Origin of the sequence: Streptomyces sp. RG80, from assembly GCF_040446465.1 — a bacterium.
Lineage (GTDB): Bacteria > Actinomycetota > Actinomycetes > Streptomycetales > Streptomycetaceae > Streptomyces.
In genome coordinates, this window is record NZ_JBEAAJ010000006.1 from 487,136 (window position 1) to 503,664 (window position 16,529).

Below are 16,529 nucleotides of genomic sequence, written 5' to 3' on the forward strand. Positions count from 1 at the left end.
CGGCGCACGCGTCGACCGTAGACTCGCGCGCCATGGAAGAGATCTTCAGACTGGGTGAGATCAGCTGCCCCTCAGGGGTCCTGGTCATCGTGGACGGCGGCTATCTGGGGCTGTGGAGCGGGGAGCGGTCGCCGAAGGAGATCGATCCTGCTCTGCTCGGCGTCGACGACCCGGCGATGGCTGCCGAGGTGCTCAACTCGGTGGACTTCGCCGTGGTCGGCCCGGACGCCTCAGCAGCGGCCCGCAGCTTCGGACGCCAGCCGGGTGCCATGCTCCACGACATCCCCGCCTCCAAATCGGTGGAGCTTGGGCGGATGTTCGACGAGCACTGCCTGGCCGTGGGCCTGGACGCTCGCTTGGAGGCGTTGCCGAACCGCGAACCACATGCCCGACGCGCACGCCGTACGGCCGCGGAAGGCGGCGGCGGTTTCCTGATGTTCGGGGTGCCTGTCGTCGTGGTGGGAGGGATACCCGGCGATTGTCATCTGCCGGTGTTCGCTTCGCGGGTCGACTTCGGAGACGGCGTCGGGCCGCGCTGGTCGGAGATGTCGGTCCGGATCAGCGACGCACCGGCGCAGACATCCGTGCCGCTGGGTGACATCGGCGTCGACTGGGCCCGCGTGCTGTTCGGCGACGCCGACGCCCTGAACGTCTGGCAGCACGACGAGCCCGTGGACGGCCTTGCCGACGTCGCGTTCTGGGGCGCCGCGGCGGAGGAAGCCGCCGCGACGTTCGCAGCTTCGGAACTCGGCGAACCCGGCGAGGACGGTGTTCGTGGCTGGACCGGGCTCGCCGTGGCCGAGGCGGTGGAAAAGGCTCTCGCCCTGGAGGCATGGAAGGAGGAGACCGGGCGCCGCATGATGGTGGACTTCCGGCCCCACTCCCATCACTGGCAGGTCATGCGCCAGGTCCGCGCCTCCGAGGTCGAGGCCGGAACCGTTGATGTCGGCGACGCCCGACTGCTCTGCGCGATGACGAGCTGGGGCGACGGCTACTTCCCCGTATCGGCCGACCTGGATGCGTCGGGTGCCGTGGTGGCGGTGCGGGTGAGGTTCTCCGACGCGGCTGAGTAGTGAGGGCGGGGTCGAGCCAGAGCGCCAGGTGCCGGCCTGTGAGCGGGCGTTCGCCGCTGTCATCGCGGTACCTCGATGCCTCGGCCGGTCGAGATCGTGGTGCGGAGGGGGAGCGCGATGAGCAGTGCGGCAGCGATCAGGAGCCCGCTGGACCACAGGGGCCCGAGGGTCCCGGCTGCGGTGCCGAGGGTGGTGGCGGCGAGGAGGGGGCCGACGGCGGCGCCCATGTTGAGTGCCGTGGTCGCGTAGGACCCGGCCATGGTGGGGGCGCCGGCGGCCTCGTAGAGGACTCGCGTGATCAGGGTGCTGCCTAGCGCGAACGACAAGGCGCCCTGGACGAACACGAGGGTGAGGAGAGCGACCGGCTCGGCGGCCAGCAGGGCCAGGGCCGGCCAGCCGATGAGCAGCAGTGGGCCGGCGACGGCGATGACCGGTCCAGGGTGTCGGTCGGACAGGCGACCGGCGACGGTGACCCCGGTGAAGGCGCCGACGCCGAAGAGCACCAGGGCGACGGGGACCCACAACTCACCGAGCCCGGCGGCGTCGGTCACGACGGGGGCGAGGAAAGTGAAGCCGGCGAAGGTCGCCGCGTTCACCAGCGCACCCAGCAGCATCACCAGGATCAGCCTCGGCCGTGCCAGCTGGGCGAGTTCGGTACGCAGGGCCGGCCCGTCGGTCGCGAGTTCGGTGTGCGAGGCCGGGCCGTCGGCCGCGTGTTCCTGCACCAGGCCCGCCGAGATGCCCTTCAGGACGCCGAGAGCGGCCGGCAGACAGAGTGCGGCGACGGTCCAGAACGTGGCCCGCCAGCCGAACAGCGTGCCGAACACCGCACCACCAGGCACACCGGCGACCGTGGCCGTCGTCGTGCCCGACAGCAGCACGGCCAGTGCACGTCCCTTCCGGTCGGGCGAGACGAGCGTGGCCGCGGTCGTCAGGGTGACGGCGAGGAACCCCGCGTTCGCGAGTGCGGCAACGACCCGGGTGGCGAACAGGACCGGGAAGTCGGGGGTGAGGGCGCCCACGGCGTGAGCTGCCGCGAAGGCGAGGATGAATGAGAGCAGGCTGGTGCGGGTGGGCCAGTTACGGGCGAACGCGGCCACGAGTGGGGCGCCTACGATCATGCCGATCGCGTAGGCCGACGTGAGCGCGCCTGCCGTCCCGACGCTGACGTCGAGGTCTGAGGCGATGTCCGGCACGAGACCGGCGAGCATGAACTCCGAGGTGCCCATGGCGAATACGGCCAGGGCAAGCAGATACAGGGCAAGAGGCATCGAGTGGGCTCCGAGGCGAGGAGAAGCACGAGAGAAGGACATCTCGTCACCGCTGTCAGCACCCTGGAGGCCCACTCGTCCGACCGCGTGACGCGGCGCGACGAGAGGGCTAAGAGCTCAGTGGCGCAGGGGGCTGACGGCGTGACCGAAAGCCCCCACCTCGTCTGACTCAGGACTCGACATGGCCCGCACGCTACCCGACCACGAGGCGCCGAGGCACTTCGGTTTCGCCGGGCGGCCATCGAATTTCCGGATCTCCGAGTTCCGGTTCCCCTTCGAGGAACCCTCGGGATATCAGGTGCCCACACGGGCACTCCACGCACCCACAAGAATGTCCGGAGGGCAGGCCAGAACCCCGGTGAACCGGCCAATCACCCGCACCGCTGAGCGTATTGGGGCTGCTCAGGGGCACTCACGTTGCACGCCGACGGCATGGCAGAGGCAATTCGGCCATCGTGAGGAAAGAGGGAATCACATGCGGAGCAGAGGAATGAAGGCGTCCGCGATCGGAACAGCCGTCATCATGGGCAGCGTCGTACTTTCGGGCTGCGGAGGCGACAGCGAATCGAAGGACGACCGGCCCGCCGCCGAAGCGAGTACCGGCGGCGGCGACCAGGAGCAGAGCACGACTGCCGTGCGCAGCGCCTACGACAAGACCGCCGAGGCCGAGACGGCGAAGATGACGGTCAAGGTGAAGGCCGCGGCGGACGGCCGGTCGATCACGTCCGGCGGCAAGGGGGCCATCGACCTCGCGGACGGCGACAGCACCATGACCGTCACGGCCGAGGGCCAGACCATCGAGCAGCGCGTGGTGGACCAGGTGCTGTATCAGAAGGCCCCTGCCCAGAAGAAGCCCGGCGGCAAGCCCTGGATGAAGGTCGACCTGGAGAAGGTCGCGGAAGAGCAGGGTGCGGACCCCGCGCAGATCGGCGATCCTGCCCAGTCAGCCGCCTATGCCAAGGCGATCACCGACGACGACGTCACCCGGGCCGGCACCGAGAAGATCGGCGGTGTCGACACCCAGCGGTACAAGGTCTCGGTCGACGTCACGCGGCTGCCCGGCGGCTCGCAGCTGCGCGAGCAGATCGGACCGACGTTGCCCATGCAGATCTGGCTCGACGACGAGGGCCGGATCCGGCGCCAGCAGATCGACATGACTGTCAAGGCGCCGGCCTCTGCCCAGTCGGGCGCGAGCTCCTCGCCTCAACAGGTCAAGGTCAGCACGCTGATGGAGTTCTCCGCCTTCGGCACCGAGGTCGAGGCGGAGGCTCCGCCGTCCGACCAGGTGACCGACATGACCGAGCAGGTGCTGCGGAACGGTCAGAAGAAGAGCTGACCCCGAGCGGGCCCGGCCGCACAGCGCCGGGCCCGCCGTACCCGTGCAGACCTTCTATGACTTCACCCCCCGATGTCCGCCCCCGCGATCAGTGCTTCGAGTGCCGTACGCAGCGCGGCCAGTTCGGCCGGGGTGGGGTCGGCCGGACCGTGGGGCACCAGCGCGGCGGGTGCCACCGCGGGGACGGTGTTCTCGGGACCGGGCACAGCCGTGGCGCGGGCGAGGAACTCGACATTGTCGGGCGGCGGAGTGGCGATGCCGTCGGCGAGGCTCCGCAGTGCGGGCGTGATCGGGGTTCGGGGGAAGGCGAAGTCCGCGGGAAGTAGCCCGGCCTGCTGGGTGTGGTCCTCACCGTGGAAGTCCAGGCGCCAGTTCTCCCAGCCCGGCAAGGGCCAGTCGTGCATGCCGGCCACGGTCTCGACCGCCCAGAGCGAGACAGTGCGGGCCTGCGGGTCGAAATGGACGCCGCCGTACGGCATTTCCGCGGGCGCCGGGGTGGGCGGCGACGCCACGAGCAGGTCGATCAGGCCGAGACCGACAGTGAGGTGGTCGATGGTCTCGCGGGTGCTGCCCCACGCGCGAACACTTCCGTCGGGCAGGCGCAGCGAGACGACGGACCAGGGCTCGGTGCATTCGGCGTCCGCGTACCAGGAGGGTTCGAAGGTCTCGAGCCAGCCCGGCACACGGGTCAAGTCCCTGCCGAGGCCCAGGTGGTGGGTCAGATCGCCCATGCCGTCGTGGGCGAGGCGGACGTCCCAGCCCGGCCAGGTCCGCGCCAGTACGGCACGCGCGGCGACGTGGTCGGCCCAGCTGTCCGCGAAGGCGAACCAGAGCAGGACCCGACGGTCGTGGTCGACGAGTGCGGCACCCTCGCACCACACGTCGTCGAGCCATTCGTCGGTCTCCCGGTTGGCACGGAAGCAGCGCGTCGCCGCGGCCGGCCCGGCCAGCAGATCCCCGATCACCCGGTTGGCGCCCCAGTGCGAGTAGTACCGCTGCCAGGAGCCGCCCTCGACCACCACGTACTGCGCTCGCTCTCCCATGACCGCCGAGGCTAGCGCCGCCACATGGCGTGCGGCGAACGCGTTTTGGCCGACCATGTGCCGTGACCGCACATCAGGAGTTGGGTAACTCGGTTGCCGCGGGCCCCGTGAGCCCGGTGGGTGGTTCCGTGGGAGGTTGGCGCTGACCGAACCGTTCGGGATTCTGTGAACCTTTCCGTGCCGGAGGCCGACTGTCTTGGTGACCATGGCGTGGGACGGGAGGTGCGGTGGGCGACGACGGCCGGGACAGGCTGCTGGTGGTGCGCTGCCAGCTGGGGGAGCGGGAGGCGTTTCACGAGCTGGTGCGTCTTTGGTACGACCCGCTGTGGCGCTACGTACGGGGCATGGTGGGCTCTCCCCATGTCGCGGACGATCTCGCGCAGGAGGCGTGGCTCGCGGTGGTTCGTGGGTTGCCGCGGCTGCGGCAGCCGGAGCGGTTCGCCCCGTGGTTGTTCACCATCGCCCGGCGCACGGTCACCGACCATCTGCGCCAGGAGTACAGGTTGCCGCAGAGCATCGAGCCGGAGTCGGGCGTCGCTGTCGCCGATGACGACGGTTTCGCCGATGTGTTGACCGTGCTGGAGATCGAGGCCGGGCTGGGTGGGGTGCCGCCGCTGGAACGTGAAGTGCTGGTCCTGTTCCACCTTGAGGACCTGCCGCTGGCCGCCTGCGCGGAGGTCCTGGGCGTGCCGCCCGGCACGGTCAAGAGCAGGCTCCACCGTGCGCATCGCATGTTGCGGGAGGCCTTGGTCGAGAAGGGATATGAGGCATGAGCGAGCACAAGGACGTGGCACGCCGGGAGGTACCGGAGGCACTGGAGCGTGCGCTGGCGGCGGAGGTCTCGATGCGCGCCCGCATGCGACACATGGCCGTGGGTCTCGCGGGCGGATGCGGCGCGGCGCTGATCGCCGTGTTGTGGCTGACCGAGCCACGCCCACTGCCCGTACGCACCGGCGTCGCCTTCGCCGCGCTGATCGTGATCGGCCTCGCCTGGGCCGTCTTCGCCGGGTGGGTGCTGAGCCGGCGCCGACCGCTGTTCGCCCTGGACCGGGTGGTGGGCGCGCGGATCGCCTTCCTGGCCACCACCGTGACCGGCACCGGCGGCACGGTCCTGGCCGCGGTCCGCGGCACCACGACCGAAGCCCTGACCGTCGCCCTCGCCGGCGGCGCCCTCATCGCGACCGCCGGCCTCACCCTCGTACGTGCCCGCTCCCGCCACAGCGAACTGCTGCGCCTGCGCGCCACCCTGACGAAAGACACGGTCTGAGGTAGGAGACCGAGGACGCCGCGGTGCGTTCCTCGTAGATGTGGTCGAGGGCCATACCCACGGAGGGACCGGGGTCGACGGCCAGGACGTCCGTCGATCCGTTCAGTTCGGAAGGTCGTTCGGCCGAGCGCTCTGAAGGATCCGCTCGACGACCCTCACTGACTCCTCCGGATGCTCCTCGAACCATCCGCCGAGATGTTCCTGGACGGCCTCCCTGACACATGTGCGTACCTCGGCATTGCCCAGGAGAGTGCGTGTGGCGCCGAGGAACTCGGGGCGGTCGAGTTTCACCGACACAATGGCCGTCAGGCCCAGGCCTGTGCCGATCAGATCGGGCGCGGGGTCGGGATCCGCTGCCGTCAGCAGTCCTCGTTCGCGTGCGTACGCGGTGACCGCGGCCGCCACTCCGTCGCGGAAGCCGTCCACATGTGTGCCGCCCTCGAAGGTGACCAGGCTGTTGGCGAAACCGCGCATCGGTTTCTCGCGGGAGCCGCCCCAGAGGAGGGCCACCTCCATCGTCCCCGCCATCCGGGGGTCCTCCCGTTCGAAGCCGATGACGTCGGGTTCGACGGCGGTGCCCGCTTCCGCGGAAAGAGCGGCCACGAAGTCCCGTACTCCGCCCGGGAACCGGAACCGCACCAACCGTGGGCCTCCCGCCGGGCGTTCGTCCGTCAGAGAGATGGTCAGTCCCCGGTTGAGGAAGGCTACTTGCCGAAAGCGCTCTGCCAGCACGGCGAACGAGTACTGCGTCGTGGTGAAGATCTCGGCGTCGGGCCAGAAGGTGATGGTCGTCCCGCTTCCGGTCGAGGCTGTCCCGACGGAGGGCGGGGCGAGCGGGACACCGCGCACATACTCCTGGTTCCGGCCGACCCCCTCGTGACGTACCTCCGCCGTCAGCCGACTCGACAGGGCGTTCACGACGAAGATCCCGGTACTGACGGGGCTCAGCGCCACGAAGTCCCGCCCACTGAACTCGTGCCCGGCGTGCAGGCGGGTCAGCAGGGCCTCAAGTCCCGGGCCGTTGAGGTCGTCCGAGCCCTCGGCAGCCGGTAGCTCGAAGGGAACCCCCGGCCCGTCGTCGGCGACGCGCACCGCGCCGTCTGCCGTGAGGGTGACGTCGACGCAGCCGGCGCCCGTGGCCAACACCTCCCTCACCGCCCATCCCACCGCCTCGAAGGCCATCTGATGCAGGCCGCGTTCCGTGGTCGAACCGACCCACATCCCAGGCCGCTTGCGGACCCCTTCCAGCCCCGTCAGCACCTCGATCCGAGCAGCGTCGTACCCTGTACCGTCTCCACGCATGAAGACCCCTCCCATGGCGTTCGGTAGATCCCCCCAGCCTAGGCTGAACCCAAGAAAATGCCAGGTCAGAGCTGGTGTGCCGAGGTCATGGACAGGCTGCTGAGCACCTGTCGGCAGGCGCTCGGTCAGGTCGGGTGGGCAGCATGGCCGAAGTGTCTCCAGGGCCCCGCCCAGGCTGTGTACGCCCCTGTTCAGGGCGGCTCCTGGGCCCCTGATTTTGCGGGTTCAGAGCCGCTCGAGGGGCTCCCGCTCTCGGATTACGGCCGGCGGTCGGTGCCGTTCTCGGGGGCGGTACGAGCCAGGCCCGTCCGGTAGGCGATGACGACGAGTTGTGCCCGGTCCCGGGCCTTCAGTTTCGTCATGGCGCGCTGTACGTGGGCGCGGACGGTGAACGGGCTGAGGAACATCTGCTCGGCGATCTCCTGGTTGGACAGGCCGGTCGCGACCAGGGTCACCATCTCGCGCTCGCGCGGCGTCAACAGGGCGAGCTGCTCGGGGTGTTGGGGTGGAGCACTGTCCGGTGTGGCCAGGAAACGGGCGACCAGGGAGCGGGTCGCGGCGGGGGAGAGGAGGGTGTCGCCGTCGGCGATCGTACGTACGGCGTCCGCGAGGTCCTCGGCCCCGATGCCCTTGCCGATGAAGCCGCCGGCTCCCGCGCGCAGGGCCTGAGCGACGTATTCGTCGGTCTCGTACGTGGTGAGGATCAGGATGCGACTGGCACGCAGTTCGGGGTCCGCGCAGATCTCCGACGTGGCGGTGAGGCCGTCGACTTCGGGCATACGGATGTCCATGACCACCACGTCCGGGCGCAGCTCCCGGGTGAGTCGCACCGCTTCCCTGCCATCGCCGGCCTCGCCGACCACGGTGATGTCGTCGGCGGAGTCGAGAAGCAACCGGAAGGCACCGCGCAGCAGGGCCTGGTCGTCGGCGAGCAGCACTCGGAGTGTCACGGCGTATCCACGGCCTGTCGGTCCTTGGCGGGCGGCAGGGGCAGTTGGGTGGAGACGCGGAAGCCGCCCTCGGGGCGGGTGCCCGCGGAGAGGTGTCCGCCCACCGCGGTGGCACGTTCCCGCATCCCGATCAGCCCGAAACCGCGCGGACCGTCCCCGGCCGTGGACGCGTTCGGTGTCGTAGGGCTGAGCCGTCCGTCGTCGGTGACGGTGATGGTCACGCGATCGCGGTTCCAGACGAGGAGCACCTGGGCGCTGTCGGTACCGGCGTGCTTGGTCACGTTGGTCAGGGCCTCCTGGACGATGCGGTAGGCGGTGAGGTCCACTCCCGGCGGCAGCGGCCTGGGGGTGCCTTCGTGGCGCACCGTCACCTCCAGGCCCGCGCGGCGGAAGGATTCGAGGAGCGTGGGCAGGCGGGACAGTCCTGGCGCCGGTTCGGCGGGCGTGGCCGTGTCCCCGGACTGGCGTAGCAGTCCGACCGTGGCGCGTAGGTCGTCGAGCGCGTCGCTGGTGGTTTCGACGAGCTCCTTGAGGCTCTTGCGGGTCTGTTCCGGGCGGGTGTCGAAGAGGTGGGCGGCGACCGTGGCCTGCGCGTTGGCCAGGGTGATCTGGTGAGCCACGAGATCGTGCAGTTCCCGGGCGATGCGCACCCGTTCCTCGGCCACCCTGCGGCGCGCCTCGCTCTCCCGGCTCTTCTCGGCCCGCCGGGCCCGCTCCTCCATGGCCGCCAGGTAGGCCCGTCGGTTCTGCACCGAGCGACCGAGTACGCCGGCCACCAGCGGGAACGCCGCCACCGCTCCCACCCGGCTCGCGTCCTTCCACGACAGGGCCCCGAACAAAGGGGTCGAGGCGACCAGCAGAGCCACAGAGATGAGGGCCACGGCGCTCGCCGCGCGCCGTTCGGTGCGCGCGGCGAGCGAGTAGGAGTAGGCGGTGATCACCGCGGGGGCCACGATGAGCGGGCTCAGCAGAAGGCCCAGGAACGGCGCCAGTACGCCGCTCGCGGTCGTGACCGCCATGGCGGCCAGGGGTGCCCGGTGTCGTAGCGGGAGTACGCCACAGGACACCACGGCGATGAGGTAGGCGACGGCGGACGGCGGGGAGAGCGTGCTGCCGTCGTCCTGCACCACGCCGCCGAACAGACAGAGCGCGAACGCCGTTGCCGTGATCGCCCCCTCCCGCCACCACGTGCCGCGTGGTCGCGGGTCACCGCCCCCTGGGTTCGTCATGGCCGGCTCAGTCCCGGCCCACGGGCAGCCGTCGCACCGCCGTGTCCAACTCGGCCCCGGCGAACGGGACATGGCGACTCAGTGCCTCACCCTCGATGTCCACGTTCGGCAGCACACGGTCGAGGATACGGGGCAGCCACCAGGCCCGGTGGCCGAGCAGCGCCAGGACCGCGGGTGCTATCGCCATCCGGACCACGAAGGCGTCGAAGGCGACGGCGGCGGCCAGGCCGACGCCCATCGTCTGGATGGTCGGGCTGTTCATCCCGATGAATCCGGCGAACACGCTGATCATGATGATGGCCGCCGCGGCCACCACACGCCCGCTGTGCCGGAAGCCGTTGACGATGGCCTCGCTGGGGGAGGCGCCGTGGACGTAGGCCTCCCGCATCCGGGTGACGAGGAACACCTCGTAGTCCATGGCGAGGCCGAACACGATGCCGATGATGAGGATCGGCATCAGGGACATGACCGGTCCGCTCTGGTCGATGCCGAGCAGGTCCGCCGCCCAGCCCCACTGGAAGACGGCGACGAGGACACCGAAGGCGGCGCCCACCGACAGCAGGAAGCCCAGGGCGGCCTTGACCGGGACCAGGACCGAGCGGAAGACCACCATGAGCAGGACCACCGCCAGACCGATGACCACCGTCAGATAGGGGATGAGGGCGTCGGACATGGCTGCGGAGATGTCGATGTTCATGGCGGTGGTGCCGGTCACCAGGACATCGGCGCCCGTGTCGGCCTCGAGGCCTTGGACGGCGTCCCGGATCGCCTGCACCAGATCTTTGGTCTCGCCGCTGTTCGGCGCGGTCTGCGGTACGGCGGCGAGGACGGCCGTGTCCTTGGTGCGGCTCAGGACCGGATCACCGACCGACGCGACCCCGTCCACCGCCCGTACGGTCTTGACGACCAGGTCGGTGGTGGCGTGGATGCCCGTGGACTCCGGTATGTCGACGACCACGGTCAACGGGCCGTTGAAGCCGGGGCCGAAGCCTTGGGACAGCAGGTCGTAGGCACGGCGCTGAGTGGTCTCCACCGACTTGGACTCGTCCCCGGGCAGCCCCAGTTCGAGACTCAGCGCCGGCAGGGCGACAGCGCCGAGGCCGAGCCCGGCGACCAGCAGCACGGCCACCGGGCGACGCAGCACGAACCGCGCCCAGCGGGTGCCGAGCCCACCCCGGCCGGCCGCCCCGGGCACGGGGTACGGGCGCGCGCTTCCCCGCCGGGCGGCCTTGCGGACGGCGCGGGAGAGCACCCGCCGGCCGAAGAAGCCGAACAGCGCGGGGACCAGGGTCAGTGCGACGAGTACGGCAAGGGTCACGGCGCCCGCACCGCCCATGCCCATCTTGGTCAGTTCGGGAATTCCCACGACCCCCAGCCCGACCAGGGCGATGACGACGGTCGCGCCGGCGAAGACCACAGCGGAGCCCGCCGTCCCCACCGCCCGACCGGCTGCCTCCTCCGGCTCGCTGCCCCGGGCGCGCTCGTCGCGGAAGCGGGAGGTGATGAAGAGCGCGTAGTCGATGCCGACCGCCAGCCCCAGCATCAGCGCCAGGATGGCGACAGTGGAGGTCAGCCCCAGCGGAACGGCCAGCGCGGAGACCAGACCGAATGCGACGGCCACGCCCACGAACGCGGTCAGCAGCGACAGCCCGGCCGCCACCAGCGATCCGAGGGCGAGGACCAGCACCACGGCGGCCACCGCCACGCCGATGATCTCCGTCGTACCGCCAGGTTCCTCTTCCGCGTCCAGGGCCGAGCCGCCGATCTCCACCGTCAGCCCCGCGTCCCGGGCCTGGCGTGCGGCGTCCTCCAGAGCGCTCTTCGTCGGCTCGGTGAGGTCGACGGCGTCCGCGGTGTAGGTGATGGTGGAGTAGGCGATGGTGCCGTCCTCGCTGACAGCGCCGGTCTCATAGGGGTCGGTGGTCGAAGCGAGCTGCCCGCGCCCGTCCGGCGAGCCCAGCGAGTCCAGCGCGTTCTCGACGGCCGCCTTGTTCGCCCCGGCTGTCACCCGTTGTCCGTCCGGAGCCCGGAACACCAAACGGGCCTCGGCACCCTGGGAGTTGCTCTGCGGGAAACGCTCGTCCAGGAGATCGAACGCCCGCTGTGACTCGGTGCCGGGCATGGAGAGGTCCTCTTCCTCGGCGGTCGGTGCCACGGCGGCACCGACCACGGCCAGCACCAGGACACCCAGCCACACAGCGCCCACGAGCCGGCGCCTCCGGAACGCCCACCGTCCGATTCGGTAGAGAAAAGTCGCCACCTGTCGATCACTCCAGACACCGCTAGGAAAGGGGAATGCGCGCTGTTCGCACGCCTCCCACACTCCCGTCCGGTGTCTGCCCGGGCATCGTCCTGCGCCGCCGTCTCCCCCTGGTGCGCCCGGACCAGGCACCCGGGTGCCCTGGTGCGTACGCACTACAGCGCGAGATCAAAGTCCCGGCCGCCGGGTGTGGTGCCACGCTTCGGTCCGCGACTCCTCGAACCCTCAGGTGTGGAGCAGTTCCAGCGCCTGCTTCAGGTTGTGCTCGGCGATGCCCGCCATGAAGGCCCGGTCGGGGAAGTCCCCGTCGAGCAGCCGCAGCGGGCCCGCCGTGAGCGAGAGCCGCTGCGCGAGCATGTAGAGCGCGAGGCGGTCCTCGTCCAACCCCGCCACGCTCAGCGGCTCGTAGGCGTCGTGCAGGCGGATCCTCAGGAACACGTGCTCCCACTCGACGTCGAAGTACATCGACCCCTCGATGTCGATCGCCACAGGGTTGCCGTCCGCGTCCACCAGCACATGATCGGGCCCCAGTTCGCCGTGCACGACCGCGTACTCGGCGCGCGGCCGCACCGCCGCCGCCAGTCCCAGCAGCCGCTCCTCCAGCCGGTCCCGGGCACCGGCGATCCGCGGATCGCGCGAGGCCGCCTCGGCGAGGTCCCGCAGCGCACGGTCGAGGACCACCTCTTCGCACGACGAACCGCGCGACGTTCCCCCGCCGTCAACCACAGCCACCTTGCCGTACGCGGGTGCCCGGTGGCCGGCCATCGCCGCCAGCGACTCCGCGAGCCGGGCCATGACCGGGGCTGCCGCGCCCGGGTCGCGCGCGAGCAACGCTTCCAGGCTCTCGCCCGGGAGGTCCTCGACGATCGCGAGGTCGGCCGGGCAGTGGGCACCGTCGCGATCGACGAGACGGATCGCCGGAACGCGGACGCCGAGCGCGTCCAACCGCGCGTGCGCGGCCTGGAACAGATCGAGCCCGAGGCCCGGCGAGAACGGATCGGTGAGGTCGTCGTCGCCCTCGGCCGCCGGCCAGTAGTTCTCGGCGTCGTCCCACAGGTAGGCGATCGCCGTCGTCGCGTCGTCCATCACCAATCGATACACGCCCTTTTTGCTGCCGCCCGCGATCCGCTCGACCGCCGCCAGCCGCCGCCCACCCCCCAACGCGGCCCGCGCCGCACCCGCCAACTGCTCCCGCGTCCCTGCCCTGGGTGCCACGCTCCGAACCGCCTCTCCGCCACGACAACTCGCGCACCCTACGGGAGCATCGCCACGCGGGCGACCGGTTTGCCGGTGATCGAGACCGCGGTGCCCGTCGGCGTCGCCACGAGGGACAGGCAGTACGAAGGCGAGGTCGCCGGGGGCTCCGCCACCTCGTTCACGGCGGCGTACGACCAGTCCACCGGCGCGGACACCTTCGTCGCGATGGAGTCCTTGTCAGTGCCACGGTCTACGGTGCGACAAGCGGGCTCAGCCTGGATCATGTCGACGACATCCGTCTGGAGGAGGTGCTGCCCGCGGACTTCGCCGAGTACCGTCGTGAGAGGCTGCGGTTCTGGACGGACCCGACGCCGGTTCCGGTACCCGAAGGCGTCGCGCCGTGGCCACATGACCCCGGGCCGCCCTTTGAACGGTGGCCGGGCCTGACACCCGGGATGTCCGTGACGTCCGAGAGCCCGACACCCGAGGAAGCGGCGTCACACCTGCTGACGGAGCTCGTCGGGAAGGGCCCGTACGGGCTGGAGAGCTGTCGCCTTGTGCTCGTTCCTGCCCGCCGCGGCAGCGATGCTCTGGCGTCGATCGGCTGGCCGGCGGAGGCGCCGCTGCCTCTGTTGTGTGCGCTCCTGCGTAGTTGGGAGGACCGCTTCGGCGCCCGGGTCGTGGTGGTGTTCGGTAGTGAGGTGTATGTCTCGGTCGCGAGGCCTCCCGTCGAAGCGGGGCACGCGAACCAACTCGCCCTGGAACATGTGCTGTGACGCCCGGGCCGCCTGCCCGGTGTGCTCACGAGCAGGCGGCTGGCCCTTGAAGTGGACTGACCACGAAGGATCCGAACGAGACGGTTCAGCCGTCGGCCTGCGCGGGCTCGGCCTCGGTCTGGGACGGCTCGGGCTGCGCGGGAGCGTCCGTGGCGGTGTAGAAGACGGAAGAGCCCTGCTTGGCGCGCTGGGCCTGGCTCTTGGCCACGAGTCCTTCGAGTGTGGTGCGTACGACGGTGGTCTTGATACCGCGGTCGGGATGTGCCTGGCCGAGTGCGGTGGCGACCTCCGCCGCTGAGCGCGGTTCACGCTGCTGGGTGAGGTGGTCGCGGATGAGCTCCACGAGTGTGGGCTTGGCCGTCGTGGCCTTCGCCGTGGTCTTCGCTGTGGCCTTCGCTGTGGCCTTCGCCGTGCTCTTCCTGGGCTTCTTGCCGCTCGGTTCGGCGTCGGCCTTCTTCGCGCGGCTGCGCTTGGCCGTCGTGGACTTGGCGGGTGCTTCGTCGCGGGGAGCGGGGACGGCGGCTGCTTCCGGCGACGAGGTGGTGTCAGTGGGCACGCCGAGGGTGCCGAGTGCCTTCTGCATGTTCACCAGAACGGTGTGGTCATGCTGCAGGGCGACCAACTGTTCCTGCAGGGCGGCGATTTCCGCCCCGATACGGTCTTGTTCCTTGGCGTTGCGCTCGAGGTCGCTTGCTACCTGGGCGGCGTACTGCGAGGTGAGCTCGGTGCTGGTGAATGTGGTGTCCGGCATGATGCTGGCCTTTCCTCGGTTCGTGGCCGCGGAGTGAAACAGTGCAGGGCCGCCGTTGGGGCGCCGTGTACCGGCGCCCGAGAGGATGACGTGACCCACCTGCAATGTCAGGTCCTGGCACACAGATAGTACGCAGGGATGCAGCCGCTTGTTCCTCTCGAGGTGACTGTGGAGTTCGCGGTGGCACTGATACGCGGGCCTGCTGAAGCACAGCAGACCCGCGGTGACGGCCAGTAGGTCGGTCGCGTAACGCCGCAGAGCCAAGGTGTCACTTGTGCGGCAGACCAGACTCAGAGGTAGTCGAACAGTGGTGGAAAGACCAGAGCCACGATCCAGGCCCAGGCGGCGTAGACCGGCAGGTAACCGGTCTGCCAGCGTTCGAGCCGCGAGAACGGTGTGCGTCGGCGGACGAAGTTCAGCAGCAGCCGTGCCGACCAGAGGAGGTTGGCCAGCAGGATGACGTTCTCGCCCAGTGCCGCCGCCTTGTTGGGCGTGGTGCCGTACTCGGTGATGCGCCCGGTGATCTCGATCAGGACCAACACGTCGATGGCCAGAGCGCAGGCGATCAGGGTGAGTTGCAGCTTTTCGAAGAGGCCCGGCGGGGCCAGTGGATCGCGGGCGGAGATCGAGTAGAGCAGCAGTCCCAGCACGACGGCCAGGAGGACGTCGAAGAGGATGAGCGCTTCGCGTTCCAGGTCGATGCCGGCACTGGTCCAGGTGATGGTGACGAGGAAGGCCAGCAAGACCGCGGCGATGAGCGGTGTGAACAGCCGTGCCAGCACCGGCGCCATGTTCTCCACGACGCTCTGTTTCGCCTCGACGAGCCACCCGGCCACCACGACCGCGGCCACCCCGCCGCAGGGCAGGAGCCAGTGCACGACGAAGTCCGCCGGGACGATCCCGATGGCCTTGAAGATCCCGAACACGAACGGGATCAGGAGTCCGCCACCGATTCCGATGAGGGCCATGTAGACGACCCACTCACCGGTGAAACGGATGAAGTCCATACGTCGTCGGGCCGCGCGCACATCGTCGGACACATAGGCCAGCCCGACCACGAACCACAGGGCGATGGGCAGATGGATGGCGGTCAGGACGATCGACTGGGAGTCCTCCGCGAGGGGATACACGTTGGCCGCCACGGCACCGAGCGCGAACAACCCCACCAGCGCCCAGGCCAGTGCCGGTGCCGCCCGGCGACGCCAGGCCAGGAAGACGGCCAGCCAGGGCAGAGCGAACAGGCCGAGGTTGCGTGCGTAGAACTCGGCATCGTGCTCGATGTCCAGTCCGAACAGCGCCGGCACCTTGACCGAAGCCGCCGCGCCCACCGCACACAGGACGACAGGGAGGAGATCGCGTCGCCGTCCCCGGGCGGCGTCTTCCTCCGGGCCGTCGGTGTCGGCGCTCAACACCAGCTGCTTCCACAGCCGTTCGGAGTGCTCCCTGGCGAACTCACGGGAGAGTTCGTCCAGTCCGCCCATGCGTTTGACCGCGACCAGGAACGCCTCGTCGGCGCGCAGTCCGACCGCGAGGAGCTCGTCGACCGAGTCCCGGAGATGGTCCTCCAGCTCCTCGGCGTCGGATCGCCGTAGCTCCGGGCGATGCTGTACATAGGAACGCCACTGGGCGAACTGGGTCTCCAGCCCGTGCTCGTCTTCTGTCGGGGTCATGCCGGGCCCCCCAGCGGATTCGCCGCCCACGTCTGCAGATCGCCTGGACCGAGCCAGACCTTCCTGAGCGCGTCCACGACGGTGTCCCACTGGCGGCGCTGCTCCGCGAGCTCGGCCAGACCGCTGTCGGTGACGCGGTAGTACTTGCGCCGCCGCTCACCGGTCACGGACTGCCAGCTCGACTCCACATGCCCGAGCCGCTCCAGCCGGTGCAGCAAGGGGTAGAGCAGGCCTTCGGTCCAGTCCAGCTCCCCGCCGGAGAGGTGGTTGATCCGCCTGAGGATGGCGTAGCCGTAGCTCTCACCCTCGGCGAGAATGCCCAGCACCATCGGTGTCGCCGACGCGGCGACGAGGTCCTTGGTGACCTTCATCCAGCGTTCCTCCATACCTAGAACTGTGATGCA

Annotated in this window: 16 protein-coding genes; 6 read left to right on the plus strand and 10 right to left on the minus strand. The window is 70.0% G+C overall.

What is annotated here, in order from left to right:
* Positions 1-32 precede the first annotated feature (32 nt).
* Complete coding sequence (locus tag ABKA17_RS23015; RefSeq protein WP_353694068.1) at positions 33-1,073, plus strand: hypothetical protein; 1,041 nt, start codon at positions 33-35, stop codon at positions 1,071-1,073.
* A gap of 59 nt (positions 1,074-1,132) precedes the next feature.
* On the opposite strand, the gene ABKA17_RS23020 is transcribed toward ABKA17_RS23015, so the two are convergent.
* Positions 1,133-2,344, minus strand: a complete 1,212-nt coding sequence (locus ABKA17_RS23020; RefSeq protein WP_353694069.1) for a Cmx/CmrA family chloramphenicol efflux MFS transporter — start codon at positions 2,342-2,344, stop codon at positions 1,133-1,135.
* 475 nt (positions 2,345-2,819) lie between these two features.
* Here ABKA17_RS23020 and ABKA17_RS23025 point away from each other — a divergent pair, with 475 nt between their 5' ends.
* On the plus strand, positions 2,820-3,680 hold the full coding sequence (locus ABKA17_RS23025) for an SCO4651 family lipoprotein (RefSeq protein WP_353694070.1): 861 nt from the start codon (positions 2,820-2,822) through the stop codon (positions 3,678-3,680).
* 62 nt (positions 3,681-3,742) lie between these two features.
* Here ABKA17_RS23025 and ABKA17_RS23030 read toward each other — a convergent pair whose 3' ends face one another.
* Positions 3,743-4,723 carry a hypothetical protein gene (locus tag ABKA17_RS23030; RefSeq protein ID WP_353694071.1) on the minus strand — a complete coding sequence of 327 codons (981 nt, stop codon included), beginning with the start codon at positions 4,721-4,723 and terminating at the stop codon, positions 3,743-3,745.
* 227 nt (positions 4,724-4,950) lie between these two features.
* Between ABKA17_RS23030 and ABKA17_RS23035 the strand changes: the two genes are divergently transcribed.
* Both ABKA17_RS23035 and ABKA17_RS23040 read left to right on the plus strand, forming a co-directional pair.
* Positions 4,951-5,496, plus strand: coding sequence for an RNA polymerase sigma factor (locus tag ABKA17_RS23035; protein WP_353694072.1), 546 nt, complete (start codon positions 4,951-4,953; stop codon positions 5,494-5,496).
* Positions 5,493-5,990 carry a transmembrane transport protein gene (locus ABKA17_RS23040; protein ID WP_353694073.1) on the plus strand — a complete coding sequence of 166 codons (498 nt, stop codon included), beginning with the start codon at positions 5,493-5,495 and terminating at the stop codon, positions 5,988-5,990. The genes ABKA17_RS23035 and ABKA17_RS23040 overlap by 4 nt, the downstream gene beginning before the upstream one ends.
* Before the next feature lie 102 nt (positions 5,991-6,092).
* On the opposite strand, the gene ABKA17_RS23045 is transcribed toward ABKA17_RS23040, so the two are convergent.
* The 5 genes from ABKA17_RS23045 to ABKA17_RS23065 form a co-directional block, all read right to left on the minus strand.
* Entirely contained in the window at positions 6,093-7,292 is a 1,200-nt protein-coding gene (locus ABKA17_RS23045; protein WP_353694074.1) for an ATP-binding protein, read from the minus strand.
* A gap of 257 nt (positions 7,293-7,549) precedes the next feature.
* Positions 7,550-8,242, minus strand: coding sequence for a response regulator transcription factor (locus ABKA17_RS23050; protein ID WP_353694075.1), 693 nt, complete (start codon positions 8,240-8,242; stop codon positions 7,550-7,552).
* Positions 8,239-9,471 (minus strand): sensor histidine kinase, encoded by a 1,233-nt coding sequence (locus tag ABKA17_RS23055; protein ID WP_353694076.1) that lies wholly within the window; start codon positions 9,469-9,471, stop codon positions 8,239-8,241. The genes ABKA17_RS23050 and ABKA17_RS23055 overlap by 4 nt, the downstream gene beginning before the upstream one ends.
* A gap of 7 nt (positions 9,472-9,478) precedes the next feature.
* A complete protein-coding gene (locus ABKA17_RS23060) occupies positions 9,479-11,731 on the minus strand; it encodes an MMPL family transporter (protein ID WP_353694077.1) in 2,253 nt (750 codons plus the stop codon).
* Between the two features lie 225 nt (positions 11,732-11,956).
* Positions 11,957-12,946 carry a phosphotransferase family protein gene (locus ABKA17_RS23065; protein WP_353694078.1) on the minus strand — a complete coding sequence of 330 codons (990 nt, stop codon included), beginning with the start codon at positions 12,944-12,946 and terminating at the stop codon, positions 11,957-11,959.
* A gap of 90 nt (positions 12,947-13,036) precedes the next feature.
* Between ABKA17_RS23065 and ABKA17_RS23070 the strand changes: the two genes are divergently transcribed.
* Positions 13,037-13,375 carry a DUF3224 domain-containing protein gene (locus ABKA17_RS23070; RefSeq protein ID WP_353694233.1) on the plus strand — a complete coding sequence of 113 codons (339 nt, stop codon included), beginning with the start codon at positions 13,037-13,039 and terminating at the stop codon, positions 13,373-13,375.
* Between the two features lie 14 nt (positions 13,376-13,389).
* Positions 13,390-13,704: a DUF4253 domain-containing protein gene (locus ABKA17_RS23075; RefSeq protein ID WP_353694079.1), complete on the plus strand. Its 315-nt coding sequence runs from the start codon at positions 13,390-13,392 to the stop codon at positions 13,702-13,704.
* 85 nt (positions 13,705-13,789) lie between these two features.
* Here the strand turns inward: ABKA17_RS23075 and ABKA17_RS23080 are convergent, their stop codons facing one another.
* The 3 genes from ABKA17_RS23080 to ABKA17_RS23090 form a co-directional block, all read right to left on the minus strand.
* Positions 13,790-14,455 carry a hypothetical protein gene (locus ABKA17_RS23080; RefSeq protein ID WP_353694080.1) on the minus strand — a complete coding sequence of 222 codons (666 nt, stop codon included), beginning with the start codon at positions 14,453-14,455 and terminating at the stop codon, positions 13,790-13,792.
* A 290-nt stretch (positions 14,456-14,745) separates the two neighbouring features.
* Positions 14,746-16,125, minus strand: a complete 1,380-nt coding sequence (locus tag ABKA17_RS23085; RefSeq protein ID WP_353694081.1) for a permease prefix domain 1-containing protein — start codon at positions 16,123-16,125, stop codon at positions 14,746-14,748.
* Entirely contained in the window at positions 16,122-16,511 is a 390-nt protein-coding gene (locus ABKA17_RS23090) for a PadR family transcriptional regulator (protein WP_353694082.1), read from the minus strand. The genes ABKA17_RS23085 and ABKA17_RS23090 overlap by 4 nt, the downstream gene beginning before the upstream one ends.
* Positions 16,512-16,529: the final 18 nt, after the last annotated feature.

Excerpts from the sequence above, each read along its gene's own strand:
- ABKA17_RS23015 (WP_353694068.1), top strand. The coding sequence starts at position 33 with ATGGAAGAGATCTTCAGACTGGGTGAGATCAGCTGCCCCTCAGGGGTC.
- ABKA17_RS23020 (WP_353694069.1), bottom strand. The coding sequence starts at position 2,344 with ATGCCTCTTGCCCTGTATCTGCTTGCCCTGGCCGTATTCGCCATGGGC.
- ABKA17_RS23025 (WP_353694070.1), top strand. The coding sequence starts at position 2,820 with ATGCGGAGCAGAGGAATGAAGGCGTCCGCGATCGGAACAGCCGTCATC.
- ABKA17_RS23030 (WP_353694071.1), bottom strand. The coding sequence starts at position 4,723 with ATGGGAGAGCGAGCGCAGTACGTGGTGGTCGAGGGCGGCTCCTGGCAG.
- ABKA17_RS23040 (WP_353694073.1), top strand. The coding sequence starts at position 5,493 with ATGAGCGAGCACAAGGACGTGGCACGCCGGGAGGTACCGGAGGCACTG.
- ABKA17_RS23045 (WP_353694074.1), bottom strand. The coding sequence starts at position 7,292 with ATGCGTGGAGACGGTACAGGGTACGACGCTGCTCGGATCGAGGTGCTG.
- ABKA17_RS23055 (WP_353694076.1), bottom strand. The coding sequence starts at position 9,471 with ATGACGAACCCAGGGGGCGGTGACCCGCGACCACGCGGCACGTGGTGG.
- ABKA17_RS23080 (WP_353694080.1), bottom strand. The coding sequence starts at position 14,455 with ATGCCGGACACCACATTCACCAGCACCGAGCTCACCTCGCAGTACGCC.
- ABKA17_RS23085 (WP_353694081.1), bottom strand. The coding sequence starts at position 16,125 with ATGACCCCGACAGAAGACGAGCACGGGCTGGAGACCCAGTTCGCCCAG.
- ABKA17_RS23090 (WP_353694082.1), bottom strand. The coding sequence starts at position 16,511 with ATGGAGGAACGCTGGATGAAGGTCACCAAGGACCTCGTCGCCGCGTCG.